This is a genomic window from Lancefieldella sp. (assembly GCF_057237245.1).
On sequence record NZ_DBHHJM010000001.1, the window covers coordinates 132,877 to 151,070 of the forward strand.

The window sequence follows — 18,194 nt, forward strand, 5'->3', positions numbered from 1 at the left end:
ACTTGCCTTCAGCGCTTGTTACTTCTTAAGTGAAGAAAGTGCTGGATGAATCTTATCTTTGTCGGAAAGAATAACCCTTGCTGGATCTAAGGTCTTCTCGCCAAGAAATGCTGGCCACTCAACGCCGAGCTCTGGATCGTTCCACATGATGCCACCCTCATCACCTGGGTGATAGATGTCGTCACACTTATAGCAGAACTCCGCAGTCTCAGAGAGGACCAAAAAGCCGTGAGCAAAGCCGCGAGGAACAAAGAACTGCCTGCGGTTCTCAGCGGACAGGACAACGCCTTCCCACTGACCCCAAGTTGGACTTCCCTCTCGCAGGTCAACCGCAACGTCAAAGACAGTGCCGGAGATTACACGCACAAGCTTTGCCTGTGGATGCTCAATCTGGAAGTGAAGACCGCGAAGCACGCCTTGAACGGAGTAAGACTGATTGTCCTGCACAAATGAAGCATCAATGCCGCCAGCAACAAAGTTTTCTTCACGATAGGTCTCCATAAAGCCACCACGAGCATCACCGTACAGCTTTACGTCCACAACCTTTACACCTTCAATCGAGGTGTCATAAAACGTAAAATTGCCCGACTGAATAGGGTTTTTAAGCTCTTTTGGAAACTCCATAGCGTTCACCTTTCGATTTCTTTAGGTAATCTACTATATACGAGTCAAGATTAATAAGGCTTTTGAGCTATGATATTCATGCAGTTAACGTGTAATTTGCAATTCAAAGGATGCTTGTGAGAATTCTTGCAGTCGTTCCCGCTTACAACGAAGAAGCCTGCATTGCTTCAACTATTACAGAGTTGTGCCAGGTAGCCCCTCAAGTTGATTACATCATAATCAACGACGGCTCCGCTGACCGCACACTGGACATCTGTAAAGAGCGTGGATTTAACTACCTTAATTTACCTGTTAATGGTGGTCTTTCTGCTGGCTTTAGGGCCGGTATGCGCTATGCAAAAGAGCATGGCTACGATGCAGTGGTGCAGTTTGACTCCGATGGCCAGCACAGGCCCGAGTACATTGCTCCTATGGCGCAGGCAATGGTAAACGAGGGGGCAAACATTGTTATTGCTTCTCGCTTTGTGACCAAGGCTCGCGGAAACTCTCCTCGAGAGATTGGCTCCAAGCTGATTTCTTGGCTTATCAAAACAAGCACTGGTCAGACCATCACTGACCCTACCTCAGGCATGCGTATGTACGATCGTGGTCTTATTGAAACGTATGCGCGCTCCTTTGATTTCTCCCCCGAGCCAGACACTATCTCGCTGCTGATGCGTCGAGGAGCTAAGGTTGTCGAGATTGAAACTGAAATGCGTGAGCGTCAAGGCGGCGAATCCTATTTGAGCTTCTATAACTCAATTATGTATATGGCTCGCACGTGCCTCTCGCTTTTGCTCTTCCAGTGGTTTAGATAAGGTGACACCATGACTTTAGTTCTGAGAATTTTGCTGCTTATTGGTGCTCTTTTTGCCATGGGCATTGTCATCAATAGCGTCCGTAAATCAAAGATTCGCATCTCCGACTCTGTATATTGGGTTGTTTCTGCAGGAATCCTTGTTTTGTTTGCGCTTATTCCCCAGCTTGCGTATTTCTTTGCTGGGCTTTTTGGCTTTATGAGTCCCGCAAACTTTGTCCTGCTGCTGGTTATTGTGCTGATGCTTATTAGGATTTTCCATCAGTCCTGCGCAATCTCCAAGCTCACTTATAAGGTTGAGCAGCTTTCAGCTGAGCTTGCTCTGCGTGACAAAGATGCACGTGATGAGAAAAACCTTGATTTTGTAACTGATCTTAACCAGCGTACGCGCGTGTAAACGACGCGTCAGCTTTCTGACAGCACGTCCACGCACAAGCAATGTACGTAAAAAGTCCGCTTACGCAGCGGACTTTTTCTTTTGGTCTTTAAATCCCAAGAAGCAGAAAATGCCAAATACCAGGGCGAGAATTGCAAGCGAGATATCATAGAGCACACATGCTCCCATAATGCCAAAGCTGCCTACAAACCAACCTCCTGTAAGCGCAGCGAAACCTGCACCTGCAGCATAGCTCACAAACACCGCAACCTGCTTACGCATGGTTACTACCGCATAGTACAAGATAACCGTTAAAGCATTAAGCAAGCCACCAAAGAGCAGCATCAAAAGCTCCAGCTTATACGGTTCAAAATCAAGACCATAGAGAAGTCCAAGAACTGGAGCGCCTAGCGGCCAAGCCAGCGCCATAGAAAGCGCTGTTGCCAGGGCGACTACGGCAAATCCTTTAAGAATCAGACCCACAAACTGCTTGTCTTGCTGATTATTCCAATATTCAGCCATCTGAGTAAGCAGTGGCTTAAAGACAAAGTTACTTAAAAGATTGATAACCATAGCAGGCATGGCCAATGCCGTAAAGAACGTAAGAAGCGCCTGATCACTCAAAGCACCCAGTGCATAGCGAGGAGCACCAACCACGTACGTTAGCAAGAATGAACCAGCAAACAATGGTGCGGTGGTAACCAACAGCTTTGTAATCTGCTTAAAGTCAAAGGTAGGCTTAAGCGTTGCCATCTTCTTAGTAGGAGGAATAACAAGCGCAATCATAACTACCAGTGATGCAACAAAAGAAAGAGCTGCGCCAACAAGCAAGTTCTTTGTAAAAAGCACGCCTACCGCAAAGCCAACAACGGTTGCAAGAACACGATAAAAGAATGCTCTACCAGCAATATCTAAGCGACCATGTTGTTGGAACATGCCGTGGAAAACATCTTCTACAACGTCAAATAAACGAAGCGATGCAATAAGGGCATACAGCACTCCCTCGTAGCTCAATCCCTGGGACTGCAGGGTAAAGATGATGATTCCCGCAACCATCAAACCAGTTGTGATGATTCGTGCCGCAAGATACACACCAAACGAGAACACTTCTTCTGTATCGGTAACCTGATACGTCCTAATTTCAAAGTGACCAATAACCATAAGCTGCTGAGCCACAGCATACGCAAGCGAGAAAACACCACCGGCAGCAGCTCCCATGGTACGTGTGACCACCATCAACATAAGCACTGTTGAGGCAGCGTTCATTAAAGAACCAAGCGTATTCCAGAAGTAGTTTTTCTTAAGCTGTTCCGCAGAAGTATCAATAGTCATAGTTAGCTTTTCTGACCAAAGTCTTCAAATGCCTGACGGCTTCCTTTGGTAACGTCTACATCTTTCCACTTACCAAAATCAAGCGCACCAGGATGGTGGTTTTTACGATCCTTCTCTGGAGGAAGCTGCATGTAATCCCCGTATCCCCTGGTTAAAAGCTTGTCATATTCCTTTGGAAGCGTAGTAGTAATGTCCTCAAAAGGAACGCGAACCATTGGAAATACATCCTCTTTGTCCATTGACCAGTTCTCTGGATCAGGTTCAACAAAACTTGCGTAATGAGTGGTTTTCTCGCCCTCTGCAGCACGTGCCGCCTGATCCCATTTACGTTGAATATACGCAGATGAAACCCTAAAAAGCTTCAAGGCGTGATGAATGACAAAGCATCCTGCAAGAGCAACTTTCTTTTTCCAGCCAACTAAAGGCACGCGAGGTGTTGGAGTAACCAGCAGGAAGTTCAAGCGTCCCCAGAACCATGTTTGGCGCTTAATCTTAGCAAGCTTCTTTGGATCAGCCGGAATTTTATCAAAGGGGAAAATTCCAATTGAGATAGCGTACGTAAAAGGGCAGGTCATAAACTCGTCAGGGACGCAAACTGTTCCCTTTAAAGAGAGGTTTGTATTAACTGCTGGAAAGAAATTGTCTTTTCTTCCGTTTTGAATGCAAAAATCTGGACGAAGAAGCGCAGGTGCCTTCTCCAAAAAAATCTCATAGTCCTCGCGGAACATCGAGATATCTACATCATCATCCCAAGGAATAAAGCCTTTGTGCCTCACAGCTCCAATAGCAGTTCCGCCGTACGCCTGATACGAAATACCAAGCTCTGTACAGACGCGATCAAGCTCATCCATCAAAAGCGTAGAAAGAATCTGAATCTTTCTTAGCTCATCGGGGTTCTCGTATGTCTTATATCCGTCAGACTCCACAAAGGCTCCCATTCGCCATCGTCCGATAACATTCTTATAATACTAGACATCGGAGCTAATCGATTGGATGTAGCAATGTATACACCTCAGGATCACACGTTTGCTGTCTGCGCATATGGCGAGAGCCCCTATCTAGAAGAGTGCATTCTCTCGCTCAAGGAGCAGACTCTGTCTACGAATATTCTTTTGGCTACTTCAACACCAAATGAACTGATTCAGTCTCTTTGCGAGAAGTACAACATTCCCATGCACGTTAATCCCGGTCCCGGAGGCATTGCTGGCGACTGGAACTTTGCCGTGAGCGTTTGTACAACTCCGTTAGTAACCATCGCTCACCAAGATGACTTGTATAAGCCTTCTTATGCAGAGAACATGCTTGAACGTGTAAATAGTTCTTCTCGCCCACTGATTTACTTCACCAATTACGGAGAGCTGCGCGACGGCGAAGGAGTTCTTGAAAATCGTCTGCTTAAGGTTAAGCGTCGTCTCTTGTACTCGCTCTCAAAGCCAGAAAATGCAGGTAAATCATGGGCTAAACGTCGTGCGCTTGAGCTGGGCTGTGCCATTTGCTGTCCAAGCACCACGCTAGTCCTCCCCAATATTGACGTCCCTGTTTTCAAGGCTGGATTTGGCTCTAACCTGGATTGGGAAGCATGGGAGGCAATCAGCAAACGTGAGGGTGATTTCTTATACGACACCCGTGTGCTGATGCTTCACCGCATCCACGAAGATTCTGAAACCAGCCATCTTATTCACGATAACCGTCGTGAACAGGAAGATCTGGAGATGCTTAAGAAGTTCTGGCCAACTCCTGTGGCCAAGCTCATCAACATGGCTTATAAGAGCGGACAAAAAAGTAACGGCTAACTCCATCTGTTCTCTACACAAAATGACCCGCAGCTCAACAGCTACGGGTCATTTTTAGTGTGTTTGATTAAAGCTAACCTACTCTTTACTAAAGAGCTCACTCCAGTCTGGAGTTGCAGAAAGAACCGTTCCTACAATAATGACAATGCAGCAAATTACAACCAGTGGAGATGGAATTGCTTCAGGCATAATTGCTGGCAGGATAATACCTGCAAGAGCTGCAAAAATTACCGACCATGCAGAGTAAGAAATGTTCAGTGCCATACCGCGAGAAGCGCCAATGGCGTCAATTGCCTTGTAGTAGAAGAGATACGAGGCAGTACCAGCAAGTGCCGCAATAAAGACAATGCCATTTGCAGGAGTGAGTGCAACCTGTGCAGCAAAATCAACGGAACCAGCCAATGGCAAGATGAGAAGACCGTATGCAAATGCTGAGGTGGTTTCCCTAATCTGAAGAGCAGTCTCATTATCAACAGCATCGTCTTGCATACCCCAAGCCAAAATAACCGCCTCAGATCCCCAGCCAAAGACACAAGCAGCAACGCCCAAGATACCCACAAGAACATTTCCGTTACCCTCGCCTGCTGCTGTTGAGAGACCAATAACCATGACGCCAACAAGAGCAACGATAAGGGCAATAATCTGCTTTAAGTTCATCTTTTCTTTGAGCAAAAGCCATGCTAAAAGCGAGCCGACGGCTGGATAAAAAGCTGAAATTGCAGCGGTGTAACCAGGTCCAATGGTGTTAATAGCAGCTAGGTAGCCACTCATACCAATTGGTCCACCCAGAAGTGCGCCAAGCATAACTACACGGCCACTCTTTGTTTTTGCTGCCTCAAGGGTGTCTTTAAGTCTGCCTTTCTGAGCCATCATGACTAAAAGAACTGCAGCGGCAAAGAAATCGTGCATGAATGCGCTGACAAATGACGCCTGAGCTGAATCAACATAAGGACTCATACCAAGAGCAACGCCAAGAATAACGGTATCAACCGCCCAAAGAATACCGCTTAAAAGACCGTAATACATAGTTTCTCCTTTTGCTCTTAGTTCTGAGCGTCTTCGTACCAAGAAAGAACACGATCAATATTGTTTGCAGCATAGCGATAGTAAATGAAGAACCACTCGCCTACGTTCTCGCCCTCTGCTTCCTTAACCAGAGACCAGAGATACCAGCACCAACCGGCAAAGACTACATAGCTCCAGAAGTGTCTGCGTTGCTCAAACGTTGCCTCTTTTCCAAAGTAGTAATCAATAGCAGCATTAGCCTCATCGTCAGTAAGCTCGCAGCAAACCGTAAAAGTACCAAAGTCATTTGCCTCATCTGACATGCCTGCATATTCCCAGTCAATAAGGCTGTAGGTACCGGCCTCATCAATCAAGAAATTCAGATAGAAGAAATCATTGTGAGAAATAACAATTGGATACTGATCTGCGTCTGCAAACTTCTTCAAGCGCAGGACCTTCTCGCGAAGCTCATAGTAGCCAGGAATCTCAATAGGACCCTCTTCAAGCAGGAGTTTCTCGTAATTAAGACCCTCGTTGACAAAGTCAAAAGAACGATCAAGTGACGCGCCGCTATGATGCAATTTATAACCCATTTCCATTGCGCGCTTGAGCTGCTCAGGATTATGAGGATCAAGATTCTGAGCGTTTTTCACAAACTTGGAAATCTTCCAACCTTCTTTTTGGTCCTCGTAAATAAAGGTGTTGTCTAGGCCAAGCTCACGAGCAAGTCGAAGACCAGCTTCTTCAGCTGCACGATCAACGAGTTTCTCGGTACCAACACCTGGATGCCTGTAGACATACTCCTGAGCATCATCACCATATCCCACAATAAAGTGAGCAGATAAATTGGTAAGTCCCTGTTTTAGAGGATAGAAACCGTGGATATCCTTCTTCTGGCAATGAAGCACCGAGACAATGTTGTCAAAAATTTCTGAGTCGATGTTCTCAATAAATGCTGGGTCAAACTGACGAAGCTCATCAAGGGAATCAAACTCGTAAATAACACCGTCAGGATACTTTCTAATGGTCATGGAAAGCTCTTTGATATGACGGACGTAAATCTCTTCCCAGAGCATATCAACGGTTTCTGGCTTGTCGTAGACAGCCTCAAGAATATCTACAAACTTCTTTGAGAATTGCCTGTCAAAATAGACGTGACCAAGCATAATCCAAGAATTTGAACCGCCAATTTCTACGCCAGTAATACGTCCACCACGTCCCTCTTTAAGGCACCACTCATCAGTTTCTCCTGCAACATACGTTGCTGAGTAATAAGCCTCATAAACATAGTGCTCAAAAGGATTCTGAGTAAAGTAATCATCAGAGGAGCAGATATAGGTATTATCAAGCTGGTCTTTTACATACCAAAGCGTGGAATTGTTGTTTCTGGTTGCATAGTCTGGGTTAACCACAATCTTGACGCCATACTTCTCCTCCAGGTAGAAGAAGTACTCCTTCTTGTAGCCAACAACTACAGTGATATCGGTAATGCCAGCCTCCATAAGCTGATGGATCTGGCGCTCAATGAGAACTTCTCCGCGAACCTTCAAGACACCCTTTGGCTTCTCATAAGAGATTGGTGCAAAGCGAGAAGACAGACCAGCTGCCATAATAATGGCATTCTTGACCTCATAAGGCTTCAGAGCTTCGAGACCCTTTGGAGTAATGAGACTATCGTCAATAAGACCCTGATCCTCCAGTGTTTTGACTGCTGAGTTAACAGATCCAAGGGAAAGGTCTGTATGTTCTGAAAGCTGCCTTTGATTGAGCTTCTCGTTAGACTGAGCAATGGTTTTAAGTACGGAAAAAACGTTCTTTGTCAGTGCCACGGTTCCTCCAAATGAAGACCAATTAACTGCATGAATAAACTTTTGAACCAAATTACTCTAGTAATAATACTCATTTGTTCAAATTTATACAAGTGTAAACATATTTTGAACATAATAACTTTAGAGGATTGTCAAAGTCTGCCAATCTAACAAAAAACGGCATCAAAGATGCCGTTTTACCTTTTATGTATTGCTTACAAGCGAGAAGAGCCTAGTAGGGACCAAAATCCAAACGAGCTGGATAATGGTTTTTACGTTTCTCAACTGGAGGCATCTGCATATAATCGCCGTAAAGCATCCTAAGGAATTTATCATTTTGATTAGGGAACGCTACTTGAATTCCGTCAAAATCAAGCTTTTCAACAGGAAAAACTTCATCAACAGGATAGGTATTTACAAACCTATCAGTATCGTGAAGATAGGCAATTCTTTTTGTCTTAACATGAGCAAAGCGGTTACGGGCTTCCTGCTCACGCTCATACATTTTCTGAGTAGAGAGATGTAGAAGTTTGCAAACTCCTCTACCCATAGTAACTGCTGCTTTTAAGAGCTTTCCTTTAATACCGTCGGCCAAAATAACAGGGCGAGGAACGTCAACTAAAATGCGCATATGTGACCAGAACCACGCGTCAAATGCCTGCTTCTGGTATTCTTTCTCGTCATCTGAAACGTTATCAAAGCAGTAGACATCCAGGAAAATACCAAGATCAAGCGGAAGTGGAGCAAGTGCCTCTTCGCAGAACTGCGTACCCTTGAGCATAATGCGAGTGGTTGGAAATGGATAGTTGATGTCCCTCTCGGTATTCATAATTGAATACTTTTCTGACCACTTTTTATCATAGATATCCAGAAGCTTGTTGAAGTCTTCTGCAGGAAGGCAGACATCGATATCATCATCCCAAGGAATAAATCCCTTATGACGAAGAGCGCCAATGGCAGTGCCTCCAAAGCCAAAATAACGGATGTTATTAGCCTCACAGGTATCAACGAAGTCCTTTAAAATCATCAGCTCAACTTGCTGAAGATGTTTGAGCGTCTCTGTATCGTATGTGCGCATTATCGACCTTCGTACATTTTTTTGTAATAGTCCTGATAATCACCAGAAACTACATTCTTAACCCACTTGCGGTTCTCCAGATACCAGTTAATAGTGGTAACAATTCCCTCTTCAAATGGAGTCTCTGGATACCAACCAAGCTCTTCTTTAATCTTATCTGGCGCAATACCGTAACGGCGGTCATGACCCTTACGATCAGTGACGTAAGAAATCAAATCCTCAGTAATCTGAGTATCACCGGTAATTCTTGCAACTTCACTAATGATGCGCTTAACAATGTAGAGGTTATTGCGCTCGTTATGACCGCCAACGTTATAAACCTCACCCAGCTTGCCGCCCTCAAGAACCATAGCAATTGCCTTGCAGTGGTCATCAACGTAGAGCCAGTCACGAACATTCAGTCCGTCACCATAAACTGGAAGTGCCTTGTGCTCCAAGCAATTCTCGATCATCAAAGGAATGAGCTTCTCAGGGAACTGATAGGGGCCGTAGTTGTTAGAGCAGCGGGTGATTACCGCAGGAAATCCATACGTATCATGCCAGGCCTTTACAAACATATCAGCAGAAGCCTTAGATGCAGAGTAGGGGCTGTGTGGACTCAAAGGTGTAGTCTCGCGGAAAAATGCCTCTGGATCATCAAGTGGAAGTGAGCCATAGACCTCATCAGTAGAAACCTGCAGGTATCTGTGGTCTCCGTAGGAGCCCTGGCCATCATTCCAGAAAGACTCTGCAACGCTCAGGAGCGCAACAGTACCCATAACGTTAGTGTCTGCAAAGGCGCCTGGATCTTCAATAGAGCGATCTACGTGGCTCTCTGCTGCGAAGTTAATAACGTAATCAGGATGATAGGTCTCAAACAGCTGCGTAAGAGCCTCTTTATCCCTAATGTCTACGTGAGCAAAGGTGTAGCGAGGGTCTTGATCATATTCCGAAAGATTCTCAAGGTTGCCAGCATAGGTCAGGGCGTCCACGTTCAAAATATGAATGTCCTGATTTCTTCTAAGCATATAGTGGATAAAGTTTGAACCAATAAATCCAGCTCCACCAGTTACTAAATAGGTCTTCACACTAACCTCTTTCTGCCTTCGAAAGATATGTCGCAAGAGCCTCTTGCCAAGGCCTCATACAATTTCCAATGGTACTCTCAAGATGCCCATTTACCAAAGATGAATATGCGGGGCGAGAAGCACTTTCTGGGTGCATCTCTTTCCACTGAGCAGAAGTTACCCTGGTAACTTTACAGTCAAAGTTGCTACCAGCCATAATTGCCTCAGCAAAATCAGCCCATGAGCATGTTCCCTCATTGGTTGCGTGGTAGATGCCATAGTTCTCAGTAGCCGCAATGCACAAGATTGTGTGTGCCAAATCATTTGCGCTGGTAGGATTACCTACTTGATCATCAACAACACTAATCTCTGAATACTTTGCACCAAGGGTGCGCATGGTTGCCACAAAGTTCTTGCCAACATAACCATAAAGCCATGCGGTTCTAATCACAAACGTCTGAGGATTTGCGGCCAGCGCAAGTCCCTCTCCTGCTAATTTGGATCGACCATACGCAGAAACAGGACAAGGAGCATCTTGTTCCGTTCGAGGAGAGCTTTCCTTACCGCTAAAGACATAATCAGTGGATACCTGAACAAGCTTTGTTTGCGTAGAGTTGCAAGCTCGTGCAAGATTCATAGGGCCAAGCGCATTTACCGCAAACGCCATCTCAAAATTGCTCTCGCAACCATCTACATTTGTTGCGGCAGCACAGTTAATAACAACGTCATAGCGTTCATGCTGGTCAAACCATGTATTAACTGCCTCAGCGCTAGTGATGTCAAGCTCGTCTGCGTCAGTATAATCAACATCTGGTTCAACAAAAACCTCTGGAATTGGGCCAATCTCAGAGACACCGGACTCAAAAAGACATTTGAGCTCGTTGCCTAACTGGCCATGCGCACCGGTAATAAGAACGTGCATACTACTCTCCCTTTCCAGAAGGAAGGATACGTCCTTCTGCAACGCTCTTGAGGTGCTCGCCATACGTAGATTTACCGTAGCGTTCTGCACATTCAATGAGTTTTGAGCTATCAATCCAGCCATTCTCAAAAGCAATCTCTTCTGGAACGCTTACCGGCAGACCCTGAGCTGTTTCAACGGTACGGACAAAGGTTGATGCCTCAAAGAGAGACTCCATAGTTCCTGTATCCAGCCATGCAAAGCCGCGACCAAGTGTGACAACGTCAAGCGTGCCATCCTCAAGATAGAGTCGATTAAGATCAGTAATCTCGTACTCACCACGAGCACTTGGCTGAACTTGCTTTACCAGCTCAGTAACACGCTGATCATAGAAATAGAGACCAGTTACTGCGTAGTTAGACTTTGGATGAGCTGGCTTTTCTTCAATTGAAATAGCGTTGTAGTTCTTATCAAACTCAACAACGCCAAAGCGCTCTGGATCATCCACGTGGTAGCCAAAAACGGTAGCTCGACCAGAAGTTTGTGCCTGTTGAGCAGCTTTTCTGACAAGTCCTGAAAGACCGTTTCCAAAGAAGATGTTGTCTCCAAGAATCAGAGCTGCAGCATCATCACCAATAAACTCTTTACCAATAACAAATGCCTGAGCTAATCCATCAGGTGAAGGCTGTTCAGCATAGCTGATAGAGATGCCAAAATCAGAACCGTCACCCAAGAGTTTCTCGAAATTTGGAAGGTCACGAGGAGTGGAGATAACAAGAATGTCTCTAATCCCCGCCAGCATAAGCGTAGACAGAGGATAGTAAATCATTGGCTTGTCATACACAGGCAGAAGCTGTTTAGATGTAACGGTTGTCAGGGGATAAAGCCTGGTACCGCTACCTCCTGCAAGAATAATGCCTTTCACAATCTACTCCTCATCAATCGAGTTTCTCGCGCAATGGTACTTAGAATAACGCTCATACGTAAGCTTACCAAAGTCCTACTCAACGGCCGTAATTCTATATAGTCTGTAAGGACCTTCTCGAAGAACAAGCTCAAATCCAGGATCTTTGTCGGTGATTTGTAGGCCTGAGAAGAAATAGCTTTGATTTCCTAACAAAGCTGGATTTTCCAAGTCGAGCAACAGGACATATCTTGCTCCAGTTTCTCGGACCGCCTGCTGAACCTCTGGATTAGTAGCTACCTCGTTAAGCTTTGTACGAATAATTACACTTTGTGGCAATTCTTCCGATTCTACCTTTGCGCGGTAAAAAATGTTCATGCCATAAAGTGAGTTGAGAACCAATGAGCCATCGTAAGGATTATTAACTACCAGGTCATTACCAACAATCTGGAGAGCTTTTTTTACAAACTCATCCTCACTTGCCTTATAAGTTGTATGCTCACGAGGCTCAAAGACCTCATTAAGCCAAATGATTCCCCAGCGAAGCTCACTACGTTCTCTTCTGGGCAGGCTTGCTAAATCCCAAGGACTTAGGAGTGCACAACCCCACAACACAGCAATAATGCACATGAGAATGCCGGAGTTTTTAATAAACATGCAGGGCTTACAGGATGATTGATCTCCATTTGCAGAAATGGTGCAAGCAGAATTCTCTGAGTTGTTTTTCTCGCCTTTGTTGCCTTTTTCTTTGACCGTCTTAATAACGTATTTAATGAAGTCAAATACAAGCGTAATGGCGGTTTCCATGCCAATAATTGCAACAGGAACTGCAGCTATTGCTACCATTGCAGCAGTCCTCTCTGGATCGGTATACCAAAATCCCGAGAAGAACCTCTTAATAGGAAGAATCTCAGAAAGACTTGCCACATAAATGACAGCCGTCATGAGAAACGCCAGAATAAGCCAACGATAATTCTTGTTCAAAATGCAGCTGATAAATCCAATCCAGAACGCAACCGCAAAGAGAATTTGTGGCATGTTCATAAGCAAGCCAAAGTTCAATACGGTTTGAGCTGCTGCAAGCGGTTTGACATAAATCTCCCACACAAAATTGACCGTAGGAGCCAAGAAGCTTGTATTAAGCAGGAAAACCCAAATGCCAACCGCAAGGCCCGCTGTTACAACTTCCATAACCGCTAAAAGCGCAATACCTTTTGTTTTTGAAAGCGTGAATTTGTCTTGAAGGAAGTTGGTAAGTCGTGGCAAAAAACTGCAAAGCACATAAGGTAGGACACAGATAGCCCAAAAGAAATCTGCGCTTGGATGCATCATAGCAAGGGCGAGAATACCTATCACACACAAAAGCACGAGCCTTAGATTTACAAACGAAGCCGACTTTAGCTGTTCAGCAGCAGAATCATTTTTGTCCGGAACAGCACCATTGAGCATCAAGATGAAAAGTACAACAGCACTAGGAACAGCGCAGAATCCCATTACGTTTGGAAATACTGCATGAACAGTAACCATTCGAAGAGGAAATGCCAGCTGTGCAAAAACTACAAATGAGGTTAGAACGCTGGCAACGAGGTTTTTCTTTCCTATTGTTTGAAGCAGTGCGCAAATACCCACTGGATATATAACTGCCACAGAGACAAACCACACAACGTTTTCTGTCAGTGCTTCATTAAGACCGGTTATGGCCGTAGCAACAGCAGCTACCGAGTGAAGAGCATTTGGATAAAAGCCCTCGTCAAAGAAGGGGGTCTGAAGCTCTGGTCTTGCTCCTGTATAAAAGGCAGCATGCAGCATAGAATAAATGCCCGACTGAACACTTCTTGTAATGTACGCCAGGTGCGCGTAGTTATCAGCGGACTGCAAGAACCAAGAGGGGTTTCTAATTGCTTTGTGGAAAATAACAAAGAATATTGCAGTAGAGATAGCAGCAGTCACTAAGAGAAAGACTCCGTTTAGAGAGTCCTTCTCGCCAAGGTTTACATGAGATTGATTTTCCTGGATGGGTCTGATTTTCTGAATAAGATACGAAAGCCCAGCAGCAATCAAGATAAAAAGACCAACGCCTCCCAAAAGCGGCGTTACACCTCTTAGACCCAAAGGATATATTGCAATTCCAGAAAAACCAATGAGGCAGACCGAGATAAGCGGAGCTACCACAAGGGATGTCATTCGTTTAGTGCCAATAGCGCGAGAAAAAAGATATCCCGGTACATAACAAAGAACCAGTACAACTGCTACTGCTAGAGCAAACTGTCTCCACATGTGTAAGCTTCCTTATTTGGTTGCCATTGTCGACTAGATGAGCTGAGCCCAGCGCTTTTTACCTGCCTGGAGAAGAGCTTTCTCAAGAACCGATGGCTCAACCTTATAGGTCTTTGCGGGAAGAGGCTGCTGGTTAATCTTAATACCGCCGCCGTCAATAAGACGGCGAGCCTCACCATTACTTGAAGCAATTTCTACCTCCACCAAAATCTTTGGCAGGTAGATAAGGCCATCTTCATCAGCTTCAAGGGAAATTGAAAACTCTTTGACGTCGTCAGGAACCTCATTGTTCTTGAACTGAGCATCAAAAGCAGCCTGAGCCTTAAGGCCTTCTCCCTCACCGTGATAAAGGTCAACGATATTTCTACCAAGAGCACGTTTGAGCTGGTAAGGATCAGCAGTACCATCCTCAAAGCTCTTATCGATTGCATCAAGCTCATCAATAGAGAGCGTAGAGCAGAGACGATAGTACATTGGAATAATCTCGTCAGTAATAGACATGACCTTACCAAACATATCGTTTGGCTCGTCAGTCAGTCCAATGTAGTTGCCGTAAGACTTACTCATCTTCTTAGTGCCGTCAGTACCTACAAGCAAAGGCATAGTAAGCGCAATCTGAGGCTCCATGTCCATATCACGCATAAGATCGCGACCAGCAAGCAGGTTGAAAATCTGGTCGTTTCCGCCCATCTCTACATCTGCCTTGATAACAACAGAATCGTATGCCTGAAGAACTGGATAAATGAACTCGTGAAGCGCAATTGGCTGCTGATTATGATAGCGATTAGAGAAGTCTTCTCGCTCAAGAATACGAGCAATGGTGAACTTGCTCATAAGGCCAAGCATGGTCTCAAGATTCATAGGCTTAATCCAGTCACCGTTATGAACAACAGTGGTTCTTTCTGGATCAAGAATCTTCATAGCCTGGTTAACATAGGTCTCTGCGTTTGCATCCACCTGCTCTGCAGTGAGAGGAGGACGGGTAGAATCGCGTCCGGAAGGGTCTCCGATCAGCGCGGTGCCGCTACCAATAATCAAGGTGACATTATGGCCAAGGTCTTGGAACTGACGCATCTTGCGCAAAGGAACTGCGTGTCCCAGATGCAAATCAGGACTTGTTGGATCAACGCCAAGCTTAATATTAAGAGGGGTACCCTTCTTGAGTTTTTCTTTTAGACCATCCAAAGGAACAATCTGCATAGTTCCTGAAGTAATAACACGGAGCTGTTCTTCTACTGAAAGCACTCTGTATCCTCTCAACGCAAGCCTGTTAAACCATATAGTTACTGCTTCAAATAGTATCAATTCAAAATGTTATCTATCAGAATACAACAGAGTTGTAACTCTTTATTCACTGAAACATAAATATCAGACTATAATAGTGAGAGCTATGACAAGGAGGCTCAATGGGTATTAGAACCCGTCGTGCACGTAAACACGCAAATACACATGCCGTAGGTTTTGGCATTGCTGGATTCTTTGGCTTTATGGCTCTTCTCGCGCTTGCACTTGCTCTTTCTTTGGGTGCAGCTGTTTCTTCATGGCTCGAGGATCTGCCGGATTACAACTCTGCTGATGCCTATCTGGTAGCAGAGCCTACTCGCGTTTATGACTCTAAGGGCAACGACATTGCAGACTTCTATCTGCAGCAGCGTCGCTCTGTTACCTTGGATCAGATTTCTCCTTATGTTATTCAGGGCACCATTGATACTGAGGATAAGCGCTTCTATTCCCACAGCGGTATTGACCCCTGGGGTATTGTTCGTGCATCTGTTGGCTCGCTGTTTGGTGGCGGCGAAGGTGCTTCCACAATTACGCAGCAGCTTGTTCGTAATACCGTTCTTTCTAACGAGCAGTTTGAGCGCTCTTTGAAACGTAAGGTCCGCGAGGCTTACATCTCTATTCAGATGGAGAAGAAGTTTACTAAGGACCAGATTCTTAATATGTACCTCAACACCATTTACTACGGTAATGGTGCCTACGGTATTGAGGCTGCAAGTATTATCTACTTTAACAAGCATGCAAGTGATTTGACTCTTGCTGAGGCTGCAACGCTTGCTGGCCTTCCAAATGCTCCTTCTGCCTATGACCCAACTGTTAATCCAGAGGCAGCAAGAGAAAGGCGTAATACCGTTCTTGAGCGTATGCTTCGCGCGGGCGATATTACACAGGAGCAGTACGATGAAGCTGTTGCTGAGGACTTAGTACTTAACCCTGGTACTTTGACCGACAACATTGGCCAGTTCCCTTACTGGACTGACTACATTCGTAGCCTGCTTCAGGAAGACTTTGATAGCGATACTATTCTCCAGGGTGGATTGCGTGTTTATACTACACTTGATCCTGACCTCCAGAAAGATGCTGATGAGGCTGCTAGAAGGCGTATTGCTGAGCTTGGCAACCCTCGCCTGGGCGCTGCTTTGGTTTCCATTGATCCTCAAACTGGCTACATTAAAGCAATGGTTGGTGGACAGGATTACTCAAAGAGTCAGTACAACATTGCAACCAGTAGTAACCGTCAGATGGGCTCCAGTTTTAAGATGTATACGCTGGTAGCAGCCCTTTCTGAGGGTATGAACCCAGAGATTGTTCTTAACGGCAACTCCCCTATGCAAATTACGCCAACCTGGTTGGTTAAAAACGCTGGCAACTACAGCTACGGTGCAATTACCCTGCGTCAAGGTACGGTTTACTCTTCCAACACTGTTTACGCACAGGTTGCTGAAGCTATTGGTATCGATAAGATCCTTCAGACGTGCTATGCCATGGGTATTCGCACTCAGCTACAGCCATACCTGTCTACCACTCTTGGTTCTCAGGGCGTAACCCCTATTGAGCAGTGCACAGCATTTGCAACGCTTGCTGCAGGCGGTGTTCGTCGTGATGCTGTAGCAATTACACGCATCGAAGACCGTAACGGAAACGTTATCTACGAGCACAAGGACAACCCAGTTCAGGCAATTAGCCCAGCTGTTGCTGCAGCTGCTACCGATGTTCTGAGCGGCGTTCTTACCTCTGGTACTGGTCGCTATGCTTACAACCTGAAGACCTTTAACCAGCCAGTTGCTGGTAAGACAGGTACTTCCGATAACTCCGAGGACCTTTGGTTCTGCGCCTATACTCCACAGCTTGCAACAGTTGCTTGGTGTGGATATCCAGATAGCCGTGACCCCGTTATCATTGGCGGTGGAGAGTCTTCTACCTTTGTTACTGCACAGTATGTTTGGGCGTACTACATGAACGCAGCACTTTCTGGTGTTGCACGTGCTGAATTCCCTAAGACCACTGAAACTATTGCTTACAAGCCTAATAGCTACTGGAAATTTGTTGGTGGCTCCGCTAATGCTAAGCAAGATGAGAAAGATGACGACGAAGAGGAAGAGGAGACTACCGACGAGGAGGAAGAGGACGATTCAACCACTACTCCTACCACTCCTACCACTCCTACCACTCCAGCCACTCCTGGTACTGGTACTGGTACTGGTACGGGCACCGGAACAGGAACGGGCACTGGAACTGGAACTGGAACAGGAACTCCATAAACCTCTGATTTATCTACAACAAAAAGGAGTCTGCACTAAGCAGGCTCCTTTTTCTTTTTGAATGAGGTGTGCTTTTGACGGGTTTCTCGCCAAAAGATTTGTGTTTTATAGAACGCTCTCTACGTTGCCAAGCTGCGTAATGATGCGCACCACGTCTGCAGCGTGCTCAGTCTTATCCACAATCATCAAAACGGTATCGTCGCCGGCAACGGTGCCAACAACGTGGTCAAGCTCAACGTCATCAAGGGCAAACGCAACGGCTGATGCAGTGCCGGGATGGCATCGAATCACAATAAGATTCTCTGCTGCCGTAGCCCCAACCACAAACTCAGAGAGCATTTTCTGCAAATGCATATCTTCAGAAAGCACATAGGCGCCCTCAGGAAGCTTTTGCAAATCCATTTCTGCAGTATCACGAGAAACGGTTGCTTGAGTACAGGCAAAGCCACGATTTTTGAGCATGTCAACAAGATCGCGCTGTGTGCGGATGGACTCGCTGCGAACAAGCTCACGAATCACGTCCTGTCGAGCATTTCTATGCTTCACGACGCCTTCTTTCCTTATACGACTCGCTAACTTTGAAAACAAATGATAGTGAATAAAAGAATATACTTAATCAACCCTTATGCGCATGCCAAACCGCTAAACGGTGCAAATAACCCGCTCGTCGGTCGGAATATTGCATTCACCGTTTTCTAAAAGTATTTATACA

The 18,194-nt window shown here is 45.5% G+C and carries 15 protein-coding genes and 1 pseudogene; 4 read left to right on the plus strand and 12 right to left on the minus strand.

Annotation, left to right across the window (positions count from 1 at the left end; translation table 11 throughout):
- Nucleotides 1-18: 18 nt before the first annotated feature.
- On the minus strand, nt 19-624 hold the full coding sequence (rfbC, locus tag ACO5GU_RS00665; protein ID WP_484929601.1) for a dTDP-4-dehydrorhamnose 3,5-epimerase: 606 nt from the start codon (nt 622-624) through the stop codon (nt 19-21).
- Between the two features lie 116 nt (nt 625-740).
- Here rfbC and ACO5GU_RS00670 point away from each other — a divergent pair, with 116 nt between their 5' ends.
- Entirely contained in the window at nt 741-1,421 is a 681-nt protein-coding gene (locus ACO5GU_RS00670) for a glycosyltransferase family 2 protein (RefSeq protein WP_035434906.1), read from the plus strand.
- Nucleotides 1,422-1,430: 9 nt separating this feature from the next.
- Entirely contained in the window at nt 1,431-1,817 is a 387-nt protein-coding gene (locus ACO5GU_RS00675) for a DUF2304 domain-containing protein (RefSeq protein WP_313993676.1), read from the plus strand.
- 60 nt (nt 1,818-1,877) lie between these two features.
- Here the strand turns inward: ACO5GU_RS00675 and ACO5GU_RS00680 are convergent, their stop codons facing one another.
- The gene (locus ACO5GU_RS00680) at nt 1,878-3,128 is read right to left on the minus strand and encodes a lipopolysaccharide biosynthesis protein (protein WP_484929603.1); all 1,251 of its coding nucleotides are present in this window, start codon (nt 3,126-3,128) and stop codon (nt 1,878-1,880) included.
- A gap of 2 nt (nt 3,129-3,130) precedes the next feature.
- On the minus strand, nt 3,131-4,054 hold the full coding sequence (locus tag ACO5GU_RS00685; protein ID WP_484810923.1) for a LicD family protein: 924 nt from the start codon (nt 4,052-4,054) through the stop codon (nt 3,131-3,133).
- A 75-nt stretch (nt 4,055-4,129) separates the two neighbouring features.
- Here ACO5GU_RS00685 and ACO5GU_RS00690 point away from each other — a divergent pair, with 75 nt between their 5' ends.
- On the plus strand, nt 4,130-4,921 hold the full coding sequence (locus ACO5GU_RS00690) for a glycosyltransferase (RefSeq protein WP_484929605.1): 792 nt from the start codon (nt 4,130-4,132) through the stop codon (nt 4,919-4,921).
- 78 nt (nt 4,922-4,999) lie between these two features.
- Here the strand turns inward: ACO5GU_RS00690 and ACO5GU_RS00695 are convergent, their stop codons facing one another.
- The 8 genes and pseudogenes from ACO5GU_RS00695 to tyrS form a co-directional block, all read right to left on the minus strand.
- Nucleotides 5,000-5,947, minus strand: a complete 948-nt coding sequence (locus ACO5GU_RS00695; protein WP_484929607.1) for a DMT family transporter — start codon at nt 5,945-5,947, stop codon at nt 5,000-5,002.
- Between the two features lie 17 nt (nt 5,948-5,964).
- Nucleotides 5,965-7,755 carry an NTP transferase domain-containing protein gene (locus ACO5GU_RS00700; protein ID WP_484929609.1) on the minus strand — a complete coding sequence of 597 codons (1,791 nt, stop codon included), beginning with the start codon at nt 7,753-7,755 and terminating at the stop codon, nt 5,965-5,967.
- Nucleotides 7,756-7,966: 211 nt separating this feature from the next.
- Nucleotides 7,967-8,812, minus strand: a complete 846-nt coding sequence (locus ACO5GU_RS00705; RefSeq protein WP_484929611.1) for a LicD family protein — start codon at nt 8,810-8,812, stop codon at nt 7,967-7,969.
- The gene (gene rfbB, locus ACO5GU_RS00710) at nt 8,812-9,879 is read right to left on the minus strand and encodes a dTDP-glucose 4,6-dehydratase (RefSeq protein WP_484929613.1); all 1,068 of its coding nucleotides are present in this window, start codon (nt 9,877-9,879) and stop codon (nt 8,812-8,814) included. Before rfbB ends, ACO5GU_RS00705 begins: the two co-directional genes overlap by 1 nt.
- 1 nt (nt 9,880) lies before the next feature.
- Nucleotides 9,881-10,720, minus strand: a pseudogene (gene rfbD, locus ACO5GU_RS00715) (dTDP-4-dehydrorhamnose reductase); the annotation flags it as partial.
- Between the two features lie 61 nt (nt 10,721-10,781).
- Entirely contained in the window at nt 10,782-11,684 is a 903-nt protein-coding gene (rfbA, locus tag ACO5GU_RS00720) for a glucose-1-phosphate thymidylyltransferase RfbA (RefSeq protein WP_484849255.1), read from the minus strand.
- A 75-nt stretch (nt 11,685-11,759) separates the two neighbouring features.
- On the minus strand, nt 11,760-13,940 hold the full coding sequence (locus ACO5GU_RS00725; protein WP_484929616.1) for a DUF6541 family protein: 2,181 nt from the start codon (nt 13,938-13,940) through the stop codon (nt 11,760-11,762).
- 33 nt (nt 13,941-13,973) lie between these two features.
- Entirely contained in the window at nt 13,974-15,185 is a 1,212-nt protein-coding gene (gene tyrS, locus ACO5GU_RS00730; protein ID WP_484929618.1) for a tyrosine--tRNA ligase, read from the minus strand.
- A gap of 161 nt (nt 15,186-15,346) precedes the next feature.
- On the opposite strand from tyrS, the gene ACO5GU_RS00735 reads away from it, so the two are divergent.
- Nucleotides 15,347-17,482, plus strand: a complete 2,136-nt coding sequence (locus ACO5GU_RS00735) for a transglycosylase domain-containing protein (RefSeq protein WP_484929620.1) — start codon at nt 15,347-15,349, stop codon at nt 17,480-17,482.
- Between the two features lie 105 nt (nt 17,483-17,587).
- On the opposite strand, the gene ACO5GU_RS00740 is transcribed toward ACO5GU_RS00735, so the two are convergent.
- A complete protein-coding gene (locus ACO5GU_RS00740) occupies nt 17,588-18,028 on the minus strand; it encodes an arginine repressor (protein WP_084054933.1) in 441 nt (146 codons plus the stop codon).
- Nucleotides 18,029-18,194 lie beyond the last annotated feature (166 nt).